Genomic DNA, 18,472 nt, shown 5'->3' with positions numbered 1-18,472 from the left:
CCCACAAGGGATATTAGATGGTTTTGGAGACCTTGGATATCGCTTCTTTTGGATCGCCGCATCCGTGCTTTGTGTACGCCTGGATGCGGCGGCCTTGCTGGTTTTAGTCCTTTTGGGTACGCTTTCCGAAGAAAATTCTTGAGAAGGAGTCTCAACTAACCCAAGTTCTTTTCCCAGTGGGTGAGGATGACAATCCTGAAAGAGGAGGTCACGGTTGGGCTTTTCTAGTCTCCTTCTCCTTGGGTTTGTAGCTGGGGCAACCATTGTTGTGGGCATGCCGGTAGGACGAGTTCCGGTTTTGAACCGTTCTCTTAAGGCAGCCTTGAGCATGGCGGCTGTGGGCATCTTGGCCTTTCTTTTGGTGGAAGTTCTCTCGGAGTCGGCTGAAGAAGCCTGGCGAGTTGCACAAGCCAGGAAAGGGTCGTGGGAGGGAGCGGCGGCTTTTTTCTTTTTTTGTGGGGGTTTTGGGCTGGGGTTCCTCGGGTTAGTGTGCCTGGAGAAGTGGCTTTTTTTCGCAAGTTCCTATCCGGGGCTTGTCTATCTAGTGGCCATTGGGATCGGTCTTCATAACCTAACGGAGGGCTTGGCGATTGGGCAGGCGTACGCCCAGGGGATGGCCGATCTATCGCTCAGTTTGGCCGTTGGGTTTGCTCTTCACAATGGAACGGAAGGTTTTGGGATCGTTGGACCGGCGATTGCTCGGGGGCAGCTTTTATCCTGGCGAACGCTAGCCATTTTAGCGGCGATTGCAGGGGGGCCAACCTTTTTGGGGACGCTTGTAGGTTCGGTGTGGCAATCGCAGCTTTTTTCGATCCTGACCCTGGCAATGGCTGGTGGCACCATCTTTTACGTCGAAAAGGAGCTCCTGGCGGGTGTGCGGCGTGAACCCCAGCAGCTTCTGGTGATGGGGGCGCTGGTGGCAGGTTTTGTGATGGCATGGAGCACCCATTGGATTTGCCGTACCGCGATGGGGGATCGCTATGAAGCGACAGAGGGGCAACGCGTGGTTGTTCATTCCGGCCCTTCCCTTTCTCCTTCGGAAGAAAAGCGGCAATGTCAACGTGTCTGGGAGGTGACGGAGGGAAGGGGCATGGTTCCGCAAGTACTTCCGGATGGGACCCGGCGGTACGAGCTAGTGGCCGGTGTTTTTCCCTGGAAGGTTGCACCTGGGCTGGTGGTGGAAGCGTGGGGGTATAATCGACAGGTTCCTGGACCTCTTTTGCGGCTGCGCGTGGGGGAAAAGGTAGAAATCCAGTTAAAAAATGAGCTGCCGGAACCGACGACCCTCCACTTGCACGGCCTTCCTCTTCCCGAAAGCGAGGATGGGGTTCCTGGAATCAGCCAGGAACCGGTCCGGCCCGGGGAGGTGTACACCTATCGGTTTACCGTAACCCCTTCCATGGTCGGAACGCATCTCTATCACACCCATTTCCATGATGAGTTCCAAATGGATCAGGGGTTACACGGGGTTCTGGTGGTAGATCCGTCAACAGTCGATCCAGCGGGTTGGGAAGAGGAGTTTTTGTATGAAATTGGCTCTTTCAAGGTGGGAGGTAGTGAGGAAGAGAACCTCTTTACCTTAAACGGGAAGGCTTTTCCGGATGCTCCAGCCGTTTGTGTTCCCCTGGGGGCTAAGGTTCGGATGCGCCTCGTTAACGCCAGCGCCCGGGAAAATCACGTGATGCATCTTCACGGCTACACGTTTCGTGTTGTTGCTTTGGATGGTTCTCCTCTGCCCCAACCATTTCTGGCCAACACGGTTTTGTTAGGACCCGGGCAAACAGCTGACTTAGCCTTTGTCGCGAATAATCCAGGCCGCTGGATGTTCCACTGCCATATTTTGGATCATATGACCAACCCGAAGGTTTTTCCGAATCCTCAGTCGCACCGCGGGATGCAGGATCCGTTCATGGGGGGTCTTGTGAGCTTCGTCCAGGTGGTCTTGGAAAAGAAAGACGTGTTTCGGGAATATCGTGCCAGTGGAAGCTTGATGGGAGAGAGAGGGAAACGAGGGCCTGGTGGAAGGTAAACAGCTGGTTCACAGGAAAACCTGGGGTTATTTTGAGTGAGCGCATCTGGTTAAGAGAAGCTTTTCGTTGCAAGCTCTCTTTCAAGCTCGATCTTCCAGCAAGGCTCCTTGACCACCTCCAGCGTCACCTTCTAGGCTTGGTTTTGCGCCGAGAGGCTAGTGGCGATACACTTTTGGGCGTGGATCCAAAAGGGTACAAGCGCGCTGCGCTAGATTCGCGTCCCGGGTCGTTGGTCTGGAGGAAAGGGGCTGGAAGAGCCTAAAAGAGGAGCATCATGGATTTAGTGATCCCCTCTCAATATGACGCTGCGGGTTGCGAAGCAAAGTGGAGGCAGCGGTGGGAGGAGTGGGGAGTCTACCGGTTCGATCCCACTCGTCCTCGAAGCGAAAATTTTGTGATTGATACCCCGCCTCCCACCGTTAGCGGTTCGCTGCATGTGGGACACGTTTTTAGCTACACGCACCAGGATCTGGTGGCCAGGTATCAGCGAATGCGGGGCCGCAATGTCTTTTATCCCATGGGATGGGATGATAACGGGCTTCCGACGGAACGACGCGTGCAAAATCATTTCCGCATTCGTTGTGATCCTTCCGTTCCCTATGAGCCGAATCTGGTGTTGGAACCTCAAGAATCAGGCCCGTGGAGAAAGGTAAGCCGCAAGAACTTTATCGAGGCTTGCCATATTTTGACGCGGATGGATGAGCAGGGCTACAAGGAGCTCTGGCAAAGGTTGGGCCTAAGCGTGGATTGGAGCTTGGAATACTCGACAATTGGAGAAAAAGCTCGCCGGATTAGCCAGCTTAGCGTGCTTCGACTTCTGGAAAAAGGTGAAGTGTACCAGGCCACTTTTCCGGTTTTTTGGGATGTCACGTTTGGCACGGCGGTGGCACAGGCAGAGATCGAGGAAAGGGAGTGCCCTGGTTTCATGTATCACCTGCGATTCGGTCTGACGGATGACCGATTCTTTGTCGTAGCAACGACTCGGCCGGAACTTCTAGCGGCTTGTGTGGCTGTAATGGTTCATCCCGACGATCCGCGTCATGGTCACCTTGTCGGTCAGGTTGCTCTCACCCCCCTTTTTGCCGCACCCGTACCCGTTCTTGCGGACCGGCGAGTTCAGCCTGAAAAAGGGACCGGAATTGTTATGGTGTGCACCTTTGGTGATGCGACCGATGTTGAGTGGTGGCGGGAGTATCGCTTGCCTTTGCGGCAGCTTCTTTCGCCCGAAGGGACGGTGCAGTTGGTTCATTTTGGAGGTGCTTCCGGGTGGCCCTCTCGGGATCCGGACAAGGCTAACCGGATCATGCAGAAGCTGGCCGGGCTCGATGTTGAGCGGGCGCGACATCAAATCGTTCAGCTTTTGGCCGAGGAAGGAAGCCTCGTCGGGGAACCTGTGCCTCTGGTGCACGCGGTCAAATTCTATGAAAAAGGGGATCGACCCCTGGAGATCTTGCCGGCCAAACAATGGTTCATTCGTCTTTTGGACAAAAAGGAGGAGCTTTTGCGCGTGGCGGAAACCATCCAATGGCATCCCCCGCACATGCTCGAACGCTACCGCGCTTGGGTGGAAGGGTTAAGCCAGGACTGGTGCATTAGCCGCCAGCGCTACTTTGGAGTGCCCTTTCCCGTCTGGTACCGTTGTGATGAGAAAGGCAACCCGATCTATGACCAGCTTTTGCTACCCCGGAAGGAAGAGCTTCCGGTCGATCCTGCTTCGGACGTCCCGCCCGGTTTTCGTCCGGAGCAGCGGGGAACGCCAAATGGGTTTGCTCCCGAAACGGATGTTTTGGATACCTGGGCAACCAGTGGCCTCACTCCGTTACTCTGTTCTGGATGGGATCTAGAGGGGTCTCTTCATGGACAGATTTTCCCGATGGACCTCCGCCCTCAGGCTCATGAAATTATCCGGACCTGGGCCTTCTACACGATTGCTTTAGTCTGGATGCACCAGCGAACGCGTCCCTGGCATCACGTGCTTATTAGTGGTTGGGTCCTGGATCCTACCCGGGCTAAAATGAGTAAGAGTAAGGGGCAGGTGATTGTCCCCTCTTTTTTATTAGAACAATATTCCGCGGACGCCGTGCGATACTGGGCAGGCCGAGCCAAAGCCGGTGTCGACACCACCTACGACGAGTCGATGTTCCGGGTTGGTCGGCGGCTCATGACGAAGCTATGGAATGCGGGGCGTTTTGTATTTTCGATTTTGTCGGAGGTTCCCAGGGACAAGCTCCACACGGCGGAAGTGTGCCGAGAGCTGGATCGAGGTTTTCTGGACAAACTTCGAGCGGTACTGAAAGAAGCAGAGCAAGCGTTTGAACAGTATGACTGGTCGCGGGCACTCTCGGCAGTCGAAAATTTCTTCTGGTGGGATTTCTGCGATAACTATCTAGAGATCATTAAGGAACGGGTCTATAGTCGAGAGTGGACGGCTGGGCGAGGAAGCGCGCTCCGGGTTTTGGATACGTGCTTCTCCATCTTGCTACGCCTCTTTGCTCCTTTCTTGCCCCATTTGTGTGAGGAACTTTGGAGCTATCGTTACGCGGAAAGCCACGGAAGGCGTCGCTCCATTCATACCAGCCCGTGGCCAACGGTAGAAGAACTAGAAGGTTTTCCCTATCCATGCGAGGCCGGTTCCTATGAGTTTGCTCTCCAAGGGCTAAGCGAGGTTCGAAAGTCGAAAGCATTGGCCAAGCGCTCGGTGAAGTGGCCCGTGAGGGACCTCGTGGTTCGCCTACCCAAACCTCTTCCGGACCCGGTGCAGGAGGCAGTAAAGGATATCCAATTTGCAGCCGTAGCAGAGCGTATCTCTGTGGAGATTGTGCCCGACTTAGTCGAGCCGCAGTGGGTCGTTCATCTCGCGGAGCCGGCCGACCGGGGTTGAAACCGGCTTTGCAACCCAAGGGCGGCCAGGGAGTGGGAGCGGGGGCGGCACGAAGACCCGATGGGAAGAAAATAGGGGCCCAGAGGGTTTTCTTGACACCTGCGAATATCCCCGGAAGCGTTTTTGGGTTCGGCGTTTTTGTCGTATAAAACCGTTTGTTAAAGAAAAAAACACCTTTTCCATCGATTGGGGTGGTGCAACCCCCAGGCGTTCGCCGTGGAGTAGTTGAGTTGTAGAGAGGCCAATCGCTATGCCCAAAAGAAAAGATCTTCAAAGTGTGCTTGTCATCGGGAGCGGGCCGATTGTGATCGGGCAAGCATGCGAATTTGACTATTCCGGAGTACAGGCATGTAAGGCCCTTAAGGAGGAGGGATTGCGGGTGATTCTCGTCAATAGCAACCCTGCTACCATCATGACGGACCCGGAGTTTTCCGATCAAACCTACTTGGAACCTATCGCTCCCGAAGTGGTCGAACTCATTATTGCCAAGGAGCGACCCGATGCGCTTCTTCCCACCCTGGGCGGGCAAACGGCGCTCAACACTGCGGTTGCGCTCCATGAAGCGGGGGTCTTGGAACGTTACGGTGTACGTTTAATTGGGGCGAGTATCGAAGCGATTCGAAAAGCGGAGGATCGCCAGTTGTTTAAGGAGGCAATGGTCAAGATCGGGCTGGATGTGCCTGTTTCGGGAACAGCACGGTCGATGGAGGAGGCCCGAGAGGTCGCGATGCGCATCGGGCGTTTTCCACTCGTTTTACGTCCTGCTTTTACGCTCGGGGGGACGGGTGGGGGGATTGCCTATAATCGAGAGGAATTCGACCAGATGGTGCAACAGGCGTTGGAGGCTTCTCCGGTTCGAGAGGTTTTGATCGAGGAATCGCTTCTGGGGTGGAAAGAGTTTGAGATGGAGGTGATGAGAGATCGCAGGGATCATTGCGTCCTTGTTTGCTCGATCGAGAACGTGGATCCCATGGGGATTCATACCGGGGACAGTATTACGGTCGCACCCGCGCAGACATTGAGTGATAAAGAGTACCAGAACATGCGGGAAGCTGCCTTTGCCGTGATCCGCGAAGTGGGGGTGGAGACCGGTGGGTCCAATATTCAGTTTGCCGTTCATCCTCAAACCGGGCGCATGGTCGTGATCGAAATGAATCCTAGAGTTTCCCGTTCCTCTGCGCTTGCTTCCAAGGCAACAGGTTTTCCCATTGCAAAAATCGCGGCCAAGCTGGCGGTCGGTTACACGCTTGACGAGCTTCCGAACGATATTACGCGCTACACCCCGGCAAGTTTTGAGCCCACGATTGATTACGTCGTGGTCAAGTTGCCGCGTTTTACATTTGAAAAGTTTCCCGAGGCCGAAAGAGTGCTAACCACCTCGATGAAGAGCGTGGGGGAGGTAATGGGCATTGGTAGGAATTTTAAGGAGGCGCTTCAGAAAGCGATTCGTGCCTTGGAGACGGGCATGGACGGCCTTGGATGGCTCGACCGGCAGTTCTCCCGGGAGGAAATCCGGTGGCAACTGCTAACCCCTGGACCGGACCGGATCCATTACATTGCTGCAGCTTTTCGCGGGTCTATGACGGTCACGGAAATCGCCGATCTTTCTAAATGGGATCCGTGGTTTTTGGAACAGATTCGGGAGATTGTGGAGGCAGAGAGCCAACTCCAATCCCATCCAGGGGACTTCGATTGGCTCGATCGGGCTAAAAAAATGGGCTTTTCGGATCGGCGGATCGCGCGGCTATGGAATACATCCGAACAAGAGGTTCGCCAGCTGCGTAGCAGCTTTGGGATCCGGCCCGCATACCGTCTTGTGGACACGTGCGCTGCGGAGTTTGATGCGGTCACCCCGTACTACTACTCAAGCTATGATCGGACCGAAGATGAGGTTCGTCCTGGGTCGAGCCGGAAGGTCATGATACTAGGTTCCGGACCCAACCGGATTGGACAGGGAATCGAGTTTGATTATTGCTGTGTTCATGCGGCGTTTGCCCTCCGGGAAATGGGCTGGCTAACCATCATGGTCAACTCCAACCCTGAGACCGTTTCGACGGATTATGACACATCGGATCGACTATACTTTGAGCCGATTACACTTGAGGATGTGCTTGAAATCTACCAGCGTGAGGCGCCTCACGGAGTGATCGTTCAATTTGGCGGCCAGACGCCCTTAAATTTCGCACAGGCCCTTGCGGCTTACGGGGTTCCGGTTTTAGGAACGTCCGTGGAATCGATCCGGAGGGCGGAAGACCGCAAACTGTGTTCCGAGCTCATTGCCGATCTCGGTCTCAAGCAACCGCCCAGCATCACAGCGACCAATGAAGAGGAAGCGGTCATCGGGGCGCGCAAGATCGGCTATCCTGTCCTGGTCCGCCCTTCCTTTGTTTTGGGGGGCCGGGCGATCAAGATCGTGTATGGGGAAGAGGAACTCCGTTCCTATGTGCGTCATGCGGTGGAGGTTTCGCCGCAGTATCCGGTCCTGGTTGACCGCTTTTTGGAAGATGCCGTCGAGGTAGACGTGGATTGCGTAAGTGATGGGCAAAATGTGGTTGTGGGAGCGATCATGGAACATATTGAGTATGCGGGCGTTCACTCTGGAGACAGTGCGTGCATTATTCCAGCTCCTACCCTTTCGGAGTCCATTCAGCGAGAGATTCGAGAAGCGACGCGACTTATTGCCCGAGCGCTAGAGGTTCGGGGACTGATCAACATTCAGTTTGCCGTCAAGGGAAATGACCTCTACGTGCTGGAGGTAAATCCCCGCGCCTCTCGAACCGTGCCCTTTGTAAGCAAAGCGATCGGTGTTCCGTTAGCCAAGATTGCTACCCAGGTGATTATGGGGAAAAGCCTTGCGGAGGTGGGCTTTACGAAAGAAATCTCGCCTCCCTATTATGCCGTGAAGGAGGCCGTCTTTCCCTTCTTTCGTTTTCCGGGGGTGGATATTCTCTTGGGACCCGAGATGAAGTCGACGGGTGAGGTGATGGGTATGGATAGGGATCTGGGAATGGCCTACGCCAAGACGCAACTGGCAGCATCCCCTCCGCTTCCGAAAGAAGGGAAGGTCTTTCTTAGTGTGCGGGATTCCGACAAACCCATTGCCGTGGAAGTCGGTCGGAGGCTTGTGGAGCTCGGTTTCCAATTGTACGCCACGGAGGGGACCAGTCATGCACTACGGTCAAACGGGGTTCCTTGCACCACGTTGTTTAAGCTTTCAGAGGGGAGACCCAACGTTTTGGACATGATGAAAAATGGGGAAATTTCGCTAGTCATCAACACGCCAGCGGGCAGCGTCGCGCGGCGGGACGAAGTCCGTATTCGAACGACGGCGGTTCTGCGGCGAATCCCCGTGATTACAACGATGGCAGCTGCCAAGGCCAGTGTCCTTGCCATGGAACGGCAAAAGAAGCGTCCGTTGGAGGTTTGCTCGCTCCAAGAGTATCATGCTTTGCTAAGGGATCGGTCGTGCATGGGTGACCAACACAAGCGGTTAACGTAGCCAGTGGCAGCGGCCGTCCTTGCTCCGATGCCGCCGGCCCATGAGAGGCCTATGAGGAGGAACCAGGTCCGGCTATGGGTGGCTACTCTTTGGGTTTTTTACTTTGGATCAAGCTATTACATAGCCTGGCGGCTTTGGTGCCATCTCCATTCCTTTGGGGTTATTGCCGTTTTTCTTGCGTGCCTGGTTGCCTGCCTGCCGTGGGTGTATCCCTTGGGGCTTTGGTTGCGGCGGCGTGGGGCTTGGAGGTTGGGCAGTAAAGTTTCCAAGCTAGGATCGTTTTGGCTGCCAGGGGTTCTTTACGGATCTCTTCTTTTGAGCGCCTGGGAAGGGATCGGCTGGTTGGCCAGGACGGCAAGGGGTGCTCCATGGCTTGTCAAGGCCTTGCAGGGGTTGCCTGGGGTTTTTTCCTTTGCCAGCGCTCTGGTAGGGCTTCTGTTTTTTGGTTATCGGATCGGGGAAAAGCCCCAGGTTCGAAGGCTTCGGCTCGAGCTATCCAGGGGGAACGGGCCAGCCGTCGGGGTCCGGCTGGTCGTGGCGTCAGATCTTCACGCGGGCGGCCTTGTGAGCCCCAAACAGCTCCAACGAATTGTGGAGGCAATCCAGGAGCTGGCCCCAGACATTGTCCTTTTGCCGGGAGACCTCCTGGATGCTCCTCCCCGAAGACTCGAGGAGGAGGGTTTTGGAGAAGTGTTCCGAAAGCTTCAAGCCCGTTGGGGGGTGTTTGCGTGTCCCGGTAACCACGAGTTTTTTGTTGGGATTGACGGCGCAGTCCAATTCCTTGCCCGATGCGGCATTCGTGTGTTGCGGGAGGAAGCGACTCTTTTGGACGCTGGGCTTGTCCTTGTTGGGAGAGAGGACTTTGCCGGGGAGCGATTTCCCGGTGGCAAATCCCGACAGCCTCTTGGAGAAATTCTGGCAGGGCTCGATCCGGCGTTTCCTGTCATTGTTATGGACCACAGGCCGCTGGCGCTAGAGGAGGCCGTCCAGTGCGGGGTAGATCTTGTAGTTTGCGGTCACACGCACAACGGCCAGTTCTGGCCCTTCAATTGGATCGTTCGGCGGATGTTTCCGGTCGCCTATGGGTATCGAAAGGTAGGAGATACGCATCTGTATGTGACCAGTGGTGCGGGGAGCTGGGGGCCGCCCGTGCGGCTAGGGAGTCCTCCGGAGATCGTGATCATGGAATTGGTTCCGGAGAGCATCCGGGAAACCCAACCCGCAAGCAAAGGCTACGAGGAAGATCCAGGTTTGCTTCCCTTGTAAGATCCCGTTTGGAGGTCCCGCGGGCCCTTGTTTTTGGGTTTTGGTGCACGCTCTTGCTAAGAAAAAGGCGGAGGCTTTATCGGAGAGCCCAGAGAAACCAGGGGTTAGACCGGTCGCTGTGGGAACAACGGGACGCCTTTGGGTCAGCTTCCGGCATTTTTTGTCTGTTCTCTCCCCGGTTGGGCAGGGATCGTCGATTGGAGCGTCCTTGGGTAGATGGTCCGCCCTATATAAGAAGGTTAAGGGAACGCATGTTCTAGTAAAAAAACCATGACTTCCCCTTGTTCGGAGCGTCTGTTTTCTTGAGCGATAGAGTTCTCCATTGGTCGGAGCCGCTTTATGAAACTGATAGGTGCATGTACCCTTGAAGGAAAAGGAGTTGTGTACGAATGAAAAAGCGATCCTCTCAGTCCCGTTGCCAGGATTCGTCGTGTGACGTGGGCCTGGTTGGGCTTGGCGTCATGGGGCAGAATCTAGCGCTGAATTTTGAAGAGCACGGATATTCGGTTGCGGTTTACAATCGGACCTGGTCCCGAACGGAGGAGTTTTTGGCCAAGGTGGGTCCGGACAAACGGCTGTGCTCGGCTCGCAAGCCGGCAGAACTTGCCACGCTCCTCAAAAGGCCAAGGAAGATCCTTCTGATGGTTCAAGCCGGACCCGCCGTGGATGAGGTGATCAAAGACGTCTTACCTGTGTTGGAGCCGGGTGATATCCTTATCGACGGGGGGAATTCCCACTATAAAGATACGGAGCGTCGTCTCGAAGAAGTTGCGTCCCGGGGAATTCTTTTTGTGGGGATGGGGGTTTCCGGGGGGGAGGCTGGCGCTCGTTCTGGGCCTTCCCTTATGCCTGGAGGCAGGAAAGAAGCGTGGCCCGAAATCCAACCGATGTTGCAGGCGATAAGCGCAAAGGCAGCCGACGGTCTTCCTTGCTGCGAATGGATGGGTAGCCGTGGTGCCGGGCACTTTGTCAAAATGGTGCATAATGCGATTGAGTATGCCGATATGGAGTGTATTGCAGAGGCCTACCACTTCTTTGTGGTTGGCTGTGGAATCGGCCCTCGCGAAGTGGGCGAGATTTTGGAGGAATGGAACCGGGGGGATTTGGAGTCTTATCTCATTGAGATCACCCGGGACATTATGACCGTACAGGCAGCCGATGGGACACCGCTGGTGCATCGAATTTTGGATGTCGTTCCTCAAAAGGGAACTGGGCGATGGGCAGTGGAAGCGGCGTTGGAGCTGGGTGTTCCGTTGCCGGTGGTGGCGGAAGCTTGCTTTGCCCGCGATTTGTCCCAGTGGAAGGAAGAGCGGATGAGAGCTTCCCGAGTCTTACTGGGGCCGCAAGGGATTCTTGAGGTGGGGTGCCTGGAGGCAGGGATTGTTCATTGGGAAAAGGCTCTCTACGTGGGACGGATTGTGGCCCACGCGCAGGGGTTCCGGCTCCTGATCGAAGCTTCCAGGCGGTACGGATGGGAGCTGGACTGCGCAAAGGTAGCTCAAGTGTGGAGGGCGGGATGCATTATCCGCAGCGCCGTGATGGAGCGGGTTCGGAGCGCGTTTCTTCGCAATCCTGCTTTGGAAAGTCTTCTTTTGGACGAGTATTTCCGTCGCGAACTGGGCCGACATGAGGAAGGTTTGAGGGAGGCCGTGGCCACATCCATCCGGCTGGGTGTGCCGGTGCCAGGGCTTTCGAGTGTCCTCGCCTTTTACGACGGATACCGTTCGAGCAAGCTTCCTGCAAACGTTATTGCGGCCCAACGAGATTATTTTGGAGCTCACGGGTATGCGCGGCAGGACCTGGCTCCGCAAGAAATCTTTCACACCGACTGGGCTACGGAAGCCAGGAAAGCGAAAGAGAAGATGCGAAATCGCTCACGTTAAAGGAAGGCAGCGACCTCTCGAACGCCCAAGGAACAAGATGTAGACGGCAAATGGGCAGTTGCATCCATTGGAGGCTCTATCCGGGCCTGGAAGCTTGGGTTGAAGGTTTGGGGCAGGAGTTTGCCTTTCGGGTTCGAGAGGTGGTACGGCTGCAAGGCCGTTGCCTGGTCCTTCTTGCGGGAGGACAGACGCCGGTCCCACTTTATGAGAGACTGGTAGGCTGCCCCGACCTCCCGTGGGAAAACATTCACTGGTGGCTTGGGGACGAGCGTTGGGTGGACCTTTCGGATGAGCGCAGCAATGAGAGAGTGGTTCGGCGAACGCTCGGGCAAGAGAAGCGTTTTTTATCCATGTTTCATTCCTGGCACTTGGCTTGCGATCCGATAGAAGCTAGCCAGCGCTACGCCGCAGAGCTTGTGGGGCTAGCAGGGGAGCCACCAGTTTTCGATCAGGTCCTTTTAGGCATGGGTGTCGATGGGCATGTGGCCTCTCTTTTTCCCGGAGATCCCTTGCTCGAAGAGGTACGCCAGTACACAGGGGTCGCGAGAAGAGCTCCCGACGGTCTCCTTCGGGTCACGGTTACGTTACCCGTTTTAGTTCATGCACGCTGCCTGTGGCTTCTTGTCCGGGGACAAGGAAAAAGGAAAACACTGGATCGATTGGCTGCGGGGGATCCTTTGCTTCCGGTGAGTCGCTTGCTATCGAACAGAACCTTTGTTCAATGGTGCTGGACCTAACCGAATACAAAAGAAAGGGCATGGGAGGACGGGCGCAGGAATGTTGGGAGTAAATCGTCGTTGGTTCTGGGCGGTCATATTCGCAGCGCCTGTGTCCCTCCTTCTTTTAAGGGGAAGCCCCATGTTTTCCAAGAATTCCCCCATCAGCAGCCCTCACAACCCCGCGCGCGAGGCCTCGGAGAGAGAGGATCTTATTCGGACGATCTTGGTTGCCCTTGGGCGCAAAGATCTAGAGTTGGCCAAGGAGAACGCGGAAAAGGCAAAAAAGCTCTGGCCTTCCGATGCGTACGTGCTTGGGTTGTGCGGGAGAGTGGCTCTGGCTAGCAAAAACTATGAGGAAGCTCGGCAGTGGCTAGAGAAGGCGCTTAAGGAAAATCCTGATTCTGCCATGACCCATCGATTTCTCGGAGACGCCTATTTGGGGAAGCGATCTCTGGAACGGGCTCGCCTGCACTATGAGGAATACCTACGGAGAGCAGGGGATGACCCGGCTATTCTCCTTAAAGTTTACTATTGCGAGCTTTTATTGGGCAACAGCGGGAGGGTGGATCGAATCGGATCAAAATTGGATGCTTTTGATCCCACGGAGCCAGCTTATTACTTTGCCAAAGCAGCCCGAGCGAAACGGGAGGGAAAAACGGAGGAGGTACGGCACTGGCTGGAGGAAGCGCGAGTGTTTTATGGAGAAAGCCAATTTGCACGGTATCTGGAAGACTTTCAATTGGCATTTGCAGGGGCTGACTAGGCGCGTACTTTTCTGACACGGAAGCGAAGGTGTTTCTGGGTCCAAAACGCCCGGCGGGGTAGCCAAGTGGTCTAAGGCCGGGGTCTGCAAAACCCCTATTCGTCGGTTCGAATCCGACCCCCGCCTCCCAGGATTTTTTGGCGTGAAAAGACCCGAAGGACTTCTTTGGACCGGATGGCTTTTCCAAAAACCTACCCATGCTTCCTTTTCTGGGGCTCGTCGCGCCGCGGGGCAAGTGGGTGACAGGAAAAAAGAACGCGGCAGGTGTTGCGAGGAAGAAGAGAAACCCAACGGGACCAGGAAGTTATCCGGTCGTGAGGCATTTTTTCCTGTGTTTTCCAAGACCCTCTAGTCGGGACTAACCTCGTTTGCGTCTATCCACCTCGTCCTTTGGGATCGGCAGTCCGAGGTACTTCCGGGACGAACATCGAGCAAAAGAGATTGTTTTCCCCGAGGGAGAGAATACGGGAGGGGAAGGCCTATTGATTTGTCAGTTAAAACAATGATTGATATAGCAAACTCATGGCGCCACAATCTTCCTTCCTGAAAGGGAATCTCCAGAAAGAGAAATGCTTTGGCGCCGGTCCATGAGCAACCGAGGGTTGTTGCACGAAAACCTGCAGGGAGCGAATCGGGCGCGAGAAAAAGCAACCAACCACGACTTTCTCGGGTTCTCGGGGTTTTCCGGGCGGATGTGCCAGCTCACGAACAGGGCTTCTGGCGTGGTAACCCAACGGAGGTAAAGCGAGCTATCCTTGGATCTAGAGAGAGCGAATGTCTTATGGATAGGATGAAACCGTACGGGGGAATCGTTTTGGTTTTTCTTTTTTGTTGTCCCATGGCTCGGTTTTCTCTTTGGGGGCAAGACGATTGGGTTTTCAACGAAGAAACCGGCTTGCCAGAAGCTGTCTCAATGCCTGGTTGGAGCTCAGCGCTTTCTTCCCCAAGCCTGCTTCAAGAAAGACCCAGCGAAGACCCTCCGCAGAAGGGAGAAGGGGAGAAAACGCAAACGTGGGCCCTCCATACCCAGGGGACATTCCTTTCACAGGGTTATCCTCCCTTTCCAGCGGCTTATACCTTCCCCCGGACGAATAGTTTGTCGACTGGCGGGCAAATCCGCGAAACCTTGGATCTGGATCTTTTGGCGGGGGTGCGGCTGTGGGAAGGAGCGGCGTTCTACGCCGATGTGGAATATTACCAAGGGTTTGGGGTGAATACTACCCTGGGGGTTGCCGCATTTCCCAGCGGGGAAGCCTATAAGGTGGGGTCAAGCCCAGGGTACATCTGGTTCCCCAATGTTTTCTTTCAGCAGGTGATTCCTCTGGGAGATCCGAGAGCCCGAATTCCACCCAGTCTTTTGCAGCTCGGAGGAACTCTTCCCCAACCCAATGTGACGTTTGCGGTCGGAAGGTTTTGGGCCGGATATTTTTTTGATCAAAATCGCTATGCGAATGATCCTCGCAACCAGTTCATGAACTGGGCGTTGGTCAACACCCTAGCCTACGATTATGCGGCCGACTCAATTGGTTCGACCTACGGGATCGTTATGGAAATCCGCAATAGCACTTGGGCATTCCGGGTGGGGGATCTCATTACTCCCTTAGTACCGAATGGGCTAGCCATGAATTGGAGTATCTTTCGTGCATGGCAAGTTCCTGTGGAATGGGAATGGGATTGGAAGCTGGCAGGGCATCCTGGAGCCTGTCGAATCCTGGGCTGGGTCGAACGATCGTACGCAGGAAAGTACGCAGAGGCTATTGCTGAGGCGGTGGCTACTGGAACAACGCCTGATCTCGTCCTCACGCGTGCCTACCGTTACGAGTACGGTGTAGCGCTTAGTTTCGATCAAGAGTGTACGGACTGGCTAGGGGTTTTTTTGCGTCTGGGTTGGAGAACGGGGGATACTGAGGTGATGCAGTTTACGGATGCAGATCGCAGCCTAGCCGGAGGGATCTCACTCAACGGTTCCGCTTGGGGGAGACCCCAGGACACCATGGGGATCGGAGGGTTTGTCGATGACCTTTCGTCGATTCACGCCGAATACTTAGCCCTTGGTGGACTGACATTTATGATCGGAGATGGCGCGCTTACCCACGGGCCGGAAGGGGGTGGCGAGATTTATTATCAAGCGCATATTGCAGGGCCTCTCAAGCTTGCGGTGGATTACCAGGGAATCGCCAACCCTGGCTACAACCAGGACCGTGGACCGGTGCATCTTGTTGCCCTGCGTCTCCATTTCGAGTATTGATTTGGGCTTGCGCCTCTTCACTCCTCCGTGGTTCTAAGAAAGAGGCGTCTTTGGTTCGGGCGTACCGCTTGGTTTGATGCTAGGTTGGCGTGGCGCAAGGTTGTTGTTCGAAAAAAAGAGGAGAACTCGAAGGGGTCTCCGGATGTTTGGGAACTTGACCAACCTTTGGTCCGCCCAAAAGAAAATCTATGAGGGAGGTTTTGGATTCCAAGGAAAGAGTGCAGAAAAAACCATGGAGGAGTGGGCCTCAAGAGTGTTGCTTCGGATGCTGGGATTGTGCCAGAGATTCTTTTGGGGTTCGAGGAACGCAGAACCACAAGGAGAGTTTGATGAGCCGCTAGAGGCAGACGCTAGTCCCTCCTTAGGGCGAACGTGGTTTTCCGGCGGAATGCAAGGTGCTTCACGTTGAAGAGGAGACCTGGCGAGGGTTTTCTAAGGAAAAGGAGGTTCCAGAGAGGTGATCCTGGTTCTTTTGCGTCACGGGGAAAGCCTGTGGAATCAAGAGGGACGTTTTACCGGATGGACCGACGTAGATCTATCGCCTGAAGGGTACAGGGAGGCCGAGCGAGCCGGGGAGCTTCTCCGGCAGGCAGGTTTTTACCCCGAAGTGGCCTTTAGCTCCGTATTAAAGCGGGCGATACGAACTCTCTGGATTGTGCTGGACCGTACGGACCGGATGTGGGTTCCCGTATTTCTTTCGTGGCGTTTGAATGAAAGACATTATGGGTCCCTCCAGGGCCTGAAAAAAGCCGAGGTGCTTGCTAGCTATGGAGAGGAACAATTCCGGAAGTGGCGGAGATCCTTCGAGTCGGCACCTCCACCCTTGGAGCTAGAGGATCCACGGCATCCGCAATGGGATCCCCGCTACCGGGAAGTTCCGCCGGAGCTTCTTCCTAGGGCAGAGAGCCTGCGAGATACGCTCCTGCGTGTTCTACCTTATTGGGATAAGGAGATCCTTCCAGCATTGCACCGCTACCACACGGTGGTTGTTTCTGCGCACGGGAATAGTCTCCGTGCCCTGGTCATGCATTTGGAACAGTTATCTCCTAAGGAAGTTGTCGAGTTGAATATTCCGACCGGCTTTCCCTTGGTATACTCACTCGGAACGGACGGTGTGCCAAAGGGTCCTGGGAGGTATCTGGGCGATCCTTGGGAAATTCAAAAAGCCATTGAAAAAATAGCGGCCCAAGGAAGCAAAACCTAGTGCACCAGGGACGCAAAGTCGGTCCTTTTCCCCCCTCCGAGCATTCCGAGAGGCTGTTTCTAGATCTGGAGGCGTTCCAGAGCTGCAATCCGTTCCTCTAACGGTGGATGGCTCGCGAGCAACGCCACGAGACCGCCGCCGCTGTGCCCGTTGATCTTGAAAGCCGATAGCGAAGGCGCACGGTTATCGAGAATGGGTTCATGCTCCATAATGGCCTTGAGATGCCGCAGCGCCGAGAGAATCGCGTCTTTCCCCCAAATCCGAGCGCTCCCGGCATCGGCCCGGAATTCTCTCTGGCGGGAGTACCACATGACGATCAGGGTAGCAAGAAGTCCCAGGCACATTTCCGAAAGAAAGCGCCCCACATAAAAGCCCAGACCAATTCCACCAAAACCCCAATCTTCCCGATCATCCCGGCGAGTAAGCAGCCGATCAAAGAGAAATCCAATTACCCAGGAGACAAAGATGACAAAGGTGTTAAGCACTCCTTGGAGTAGAGCCATGGTCACCATGTCTCCATTGCTAATGTGGGTGATCTCGTGCGCCAGTACCCCTTCAGCCTCCCGGGGACTTAGCTGCTCCAGAAGGCCAGTGCTAACGGCCACAAGCGCATGGTTTCTTGAGGCGCCGGTGGCAAAGGCGTTGACTTCAGGGCTTTCGTAAACACCCACCTCCGGCATGCCTATGCCTGCTCGACGGGCTTGTTCCCGCACCGTTTCAACGAGCCACCGCTCGCTCGCGTTTCTGGGTTCTTCAATCACCCGGATCTGGTAGGCCATCTTGGCCATCCACTTGGAGATGAAGAGCGAGAAAAGACTTCCAGAAAATCCCAGAACCAGCGCGAAGACCATGAGGGACTTCGGATCAAAGCCAAGCCTCTGATCCAGCCCCAGAAGGCTAACCACAAGGGTCAAAAGAACTATGACGGCAAGGTTGGTAAGCCCTAGTAAAAAGAGTCGCTTGATCATAGCTGGAGCTAATGTAACGAACTTACGATTTTCCGCAACGAGCCTCTTGCAGGAAACGACGCGGCCGGGAAGCCAATGGCTGTGGGTAATCGGGACCGGCCAAAAAGCGCCGCGCAAGCCCCTGATCGTCTTTCCTCGCCCGAGTTTCCCGCGCGCATAGGTGTCTGAGGATGAGGCTCCCCTTCCAAGGCGCGCCCGTGCTGGTTGCCAGATGCCTAGCGCAGCTTGGGATGAGGCAGCGGCACCAGCTAGCCTGGATGTGAGAGTCTACGGGGTAGGAGCGCGCTTGCAAAAAGCCCAGTACGATCGGCGGGCAAACAAAGTGGGAAGTCCACTCGCAATAAGACGCGATTTAGTCTTTTGCAACACTTGGAACCCGTTTTGTTTTTTTCCGGTGGTTCCACCAAGTTGTGGAAGTTTCTCGGGACGCTCGTTTGATCGGCAACCTTCTCCAACTAGCCCAACAGTTGGAAAAGAAATCTTGTAGCCTTTGGATCTCTTCGAGGCCGTGCTTTCGACATTCAGGATCGACCCAAGTGCCAGCGGACGAACCGATTCCATCCGGCTGACGGGAAAATCCCCTGTGGTCTGGCTCTCGAAAGTCCCACTTTGGCCCTTGGTGGCAGTGGATCTATCTTAGTTCCTTACAACTATCCTAAGAATAAGCCTGCGGTAAACATCGAGCAGGCTTAAGACTCATGACCCAGGACGAGCGGATCGTGGGTCAGACGATCGGAGACAAACCTCTGTGATACCGCACATTGATGGAGAAAACGCTTACCGCTGAGGCGAAAGCACCCGCAGACGACGTTGTCATTGGGTGTGCGGTAGGTCTATTGGTAACGGCGTTGCCCTGGGACACTGACGCAAGCCAAAAAGGGCTCTCTTTGGACGTCACGTAATCCAGAAAAAAACACGCGGCGGATCGTGCAACGCATGGAGAGATCTTGTGCTTGTTCCTGTCCCGAAGATGATGACCCGCGTGTCGGGCAAAAGCTTCGTCTCAAAGCT

Annotated in this window: 11 protein-coding genes and 1 tRNA gene; 11 read left to right on the top strand and 1 reads right to left on the bottom strand. The window is 55.2% G+C overall.

From position 1 onward, the window contains the following. Positions 1–214: 214 nt before the first annotated feature. The 10 genes from KK925_RS04855 to gpmA all read left to right on the top strand — a co-directional run bounded on the left by KK925_RS04855 (position 215) and on the right by gpmA (position 16,493). Complete coding sequence (locus KK925_RS04855; RefSeq protein WP_174582006.1) at positions 215–2,029, top strand: multicopper oxidase domain-containing protein; 1,815 nt, start codon at positions 215–217, stop codon at positions 2,027–2,029. A 275-nt stretch (positions 2,030–2,304) separates the two neighbouring features. After that, on the top strand, positions 2,305–4,911 hold the full coding sequence (valS, locus tag KK925_RS04850) for a valine--tRNA ligase (protein ID WP_174582005.1): 2,607 nt from the start codon (positions 2,305–2,307) through the stop codon (positions 4,909–4,911). Between the two features lie 250 nt (positions 4,912–5,161). Then, a complete protein-coding gene (carB, locus tag KK925_RS04845) occupies positions 5,162–8,410 on the top strand; it encodes a carbamoyl-phosphate synthase large subunit (protein ID WP_174582004.1) in 3,249 nt (1,082 codons plus the stop codon). 51 nt (positions 8,411–8,461) lie between these two features. After that, positions 8,462–9,676, top strand: coding sequence for a metallophosphoesterase (locus KK925_RS04840; RefSeq protein WP_174582003.1), 1,215 nt, complete (start codon positions 8,462–8,464; stop codon positions 9,674–9,676). Positions 9,677–10,065: 389 nt separating this feature from the next. Then, entirely contained in the window at positions 10,066–11,559 is a 1,494-nt protein-coding gene (gene gnd, locus KK925_RS04835; protein WP_174582002.1) for a decarboxylating NADP(+)-dependent phosphogluconate dehydrogenase, read from the top strand. A gap of 50 nt (positions 11,560–11,609) precedes the next feature. Beyond that, positions 11,610–12,296, top strand: a complete 687-nt coding sequence (gene pgl, locus KK925_RS04830; protein ID WP_174582001.1) for a 6-phosphogluconolactonase — start codon at positions 11,610–11,612, stop codon at positions 12,294–12,296. 121 nt (positions 12,297–12,417) lie between these two features. Continuing rightward, positions 12,418–13,041 carry a tetratricopeptide repeat protein gene (locus KK925_RS04825; RefSeq protein WP_174582000.1) on the top strand — a complete coding sequence of 208 codons (624 nt, stop codon included), beginning with the start codon at positions 12,418–12,420 and terminating at the stop codon, positions 13,039–13,041. Positions 13,042–13,093: 52 nt separating this feature from the next. Beyond that, positions 13,094–13,167 (top strand) — tRNA-Cys (locus KK925_RS04820). A gap of 655 nt (positions 13,168–13,822) precedes the next feature. Next, the gene (locus tag KK925_RS04815) at positions 13,823–15,289 is read left to right on the top strand and encodes a carbohydrate porin (protein WP_174581999.1); all 1,467 of its coding nucleotides are present in this window, start codon (positions 13,823–13,825) and stop codon (positions 15,287–15,289) included. A gap of 457 nt (positions 15,290–15,746) precedes the next feature. Next, positions 15,747–16,493, top strand: coding sequence for a 2,3-diphosphoglycerate-dependent phosphoglycerate mutase (gene gpmA, locus KK925_RS04810; RefSeq protein WP_174581998.1), 747 nt, complete (start codon positions 15,747–15,749; stop codon positions 16,491–16,493). 59 nt (positions 16,494–16,552) lie between these two features. Here gpmA and htpX read toward each other — a convergent pair whose 3' ends face one another. Next, positions 16,553–17,458, bottom strand: a complete 906-nt coding sequence (gene htpX / locus KK925_RS04805) for a protease HtpX (protein WP_174582019.1) — start codon at positions 17,456–17,458, stop codon at positions 16,553–16,555. Positions 17,459–18,222: 764 nt separating this feature from the next. Here htpX and KK925_RS04800 point away from each other — a divergent pair. Further along, entirely contained in the window at positions 18,223–18,363 is a 141-nt protein-coding gene (locus tag KK925_RS04800) for a hypothetical protein (RefSeq protein WP_174581997.1), read from the top strand. The last annotated feature ends 109 nt before the right edge of the window (positions 18,364–18,472 follow it).

The sequence above is a fragment of the Candidatus Methylacidithermus pantelleriae genome (assembly GCF_905250085.1).
Classification (GTDB): Bacteria; Verrucomicrobiota; Verrucomicrobiia; order Methylacidiphilales; family Methylacidiphilaceae; genus Methylacidithermus; species Methylacidithermus pantelleriae.
Note: the sequence above shows the minus strand (reverse complement) of the source record. Positions and strands in the feature narration are given on the sequence as shown.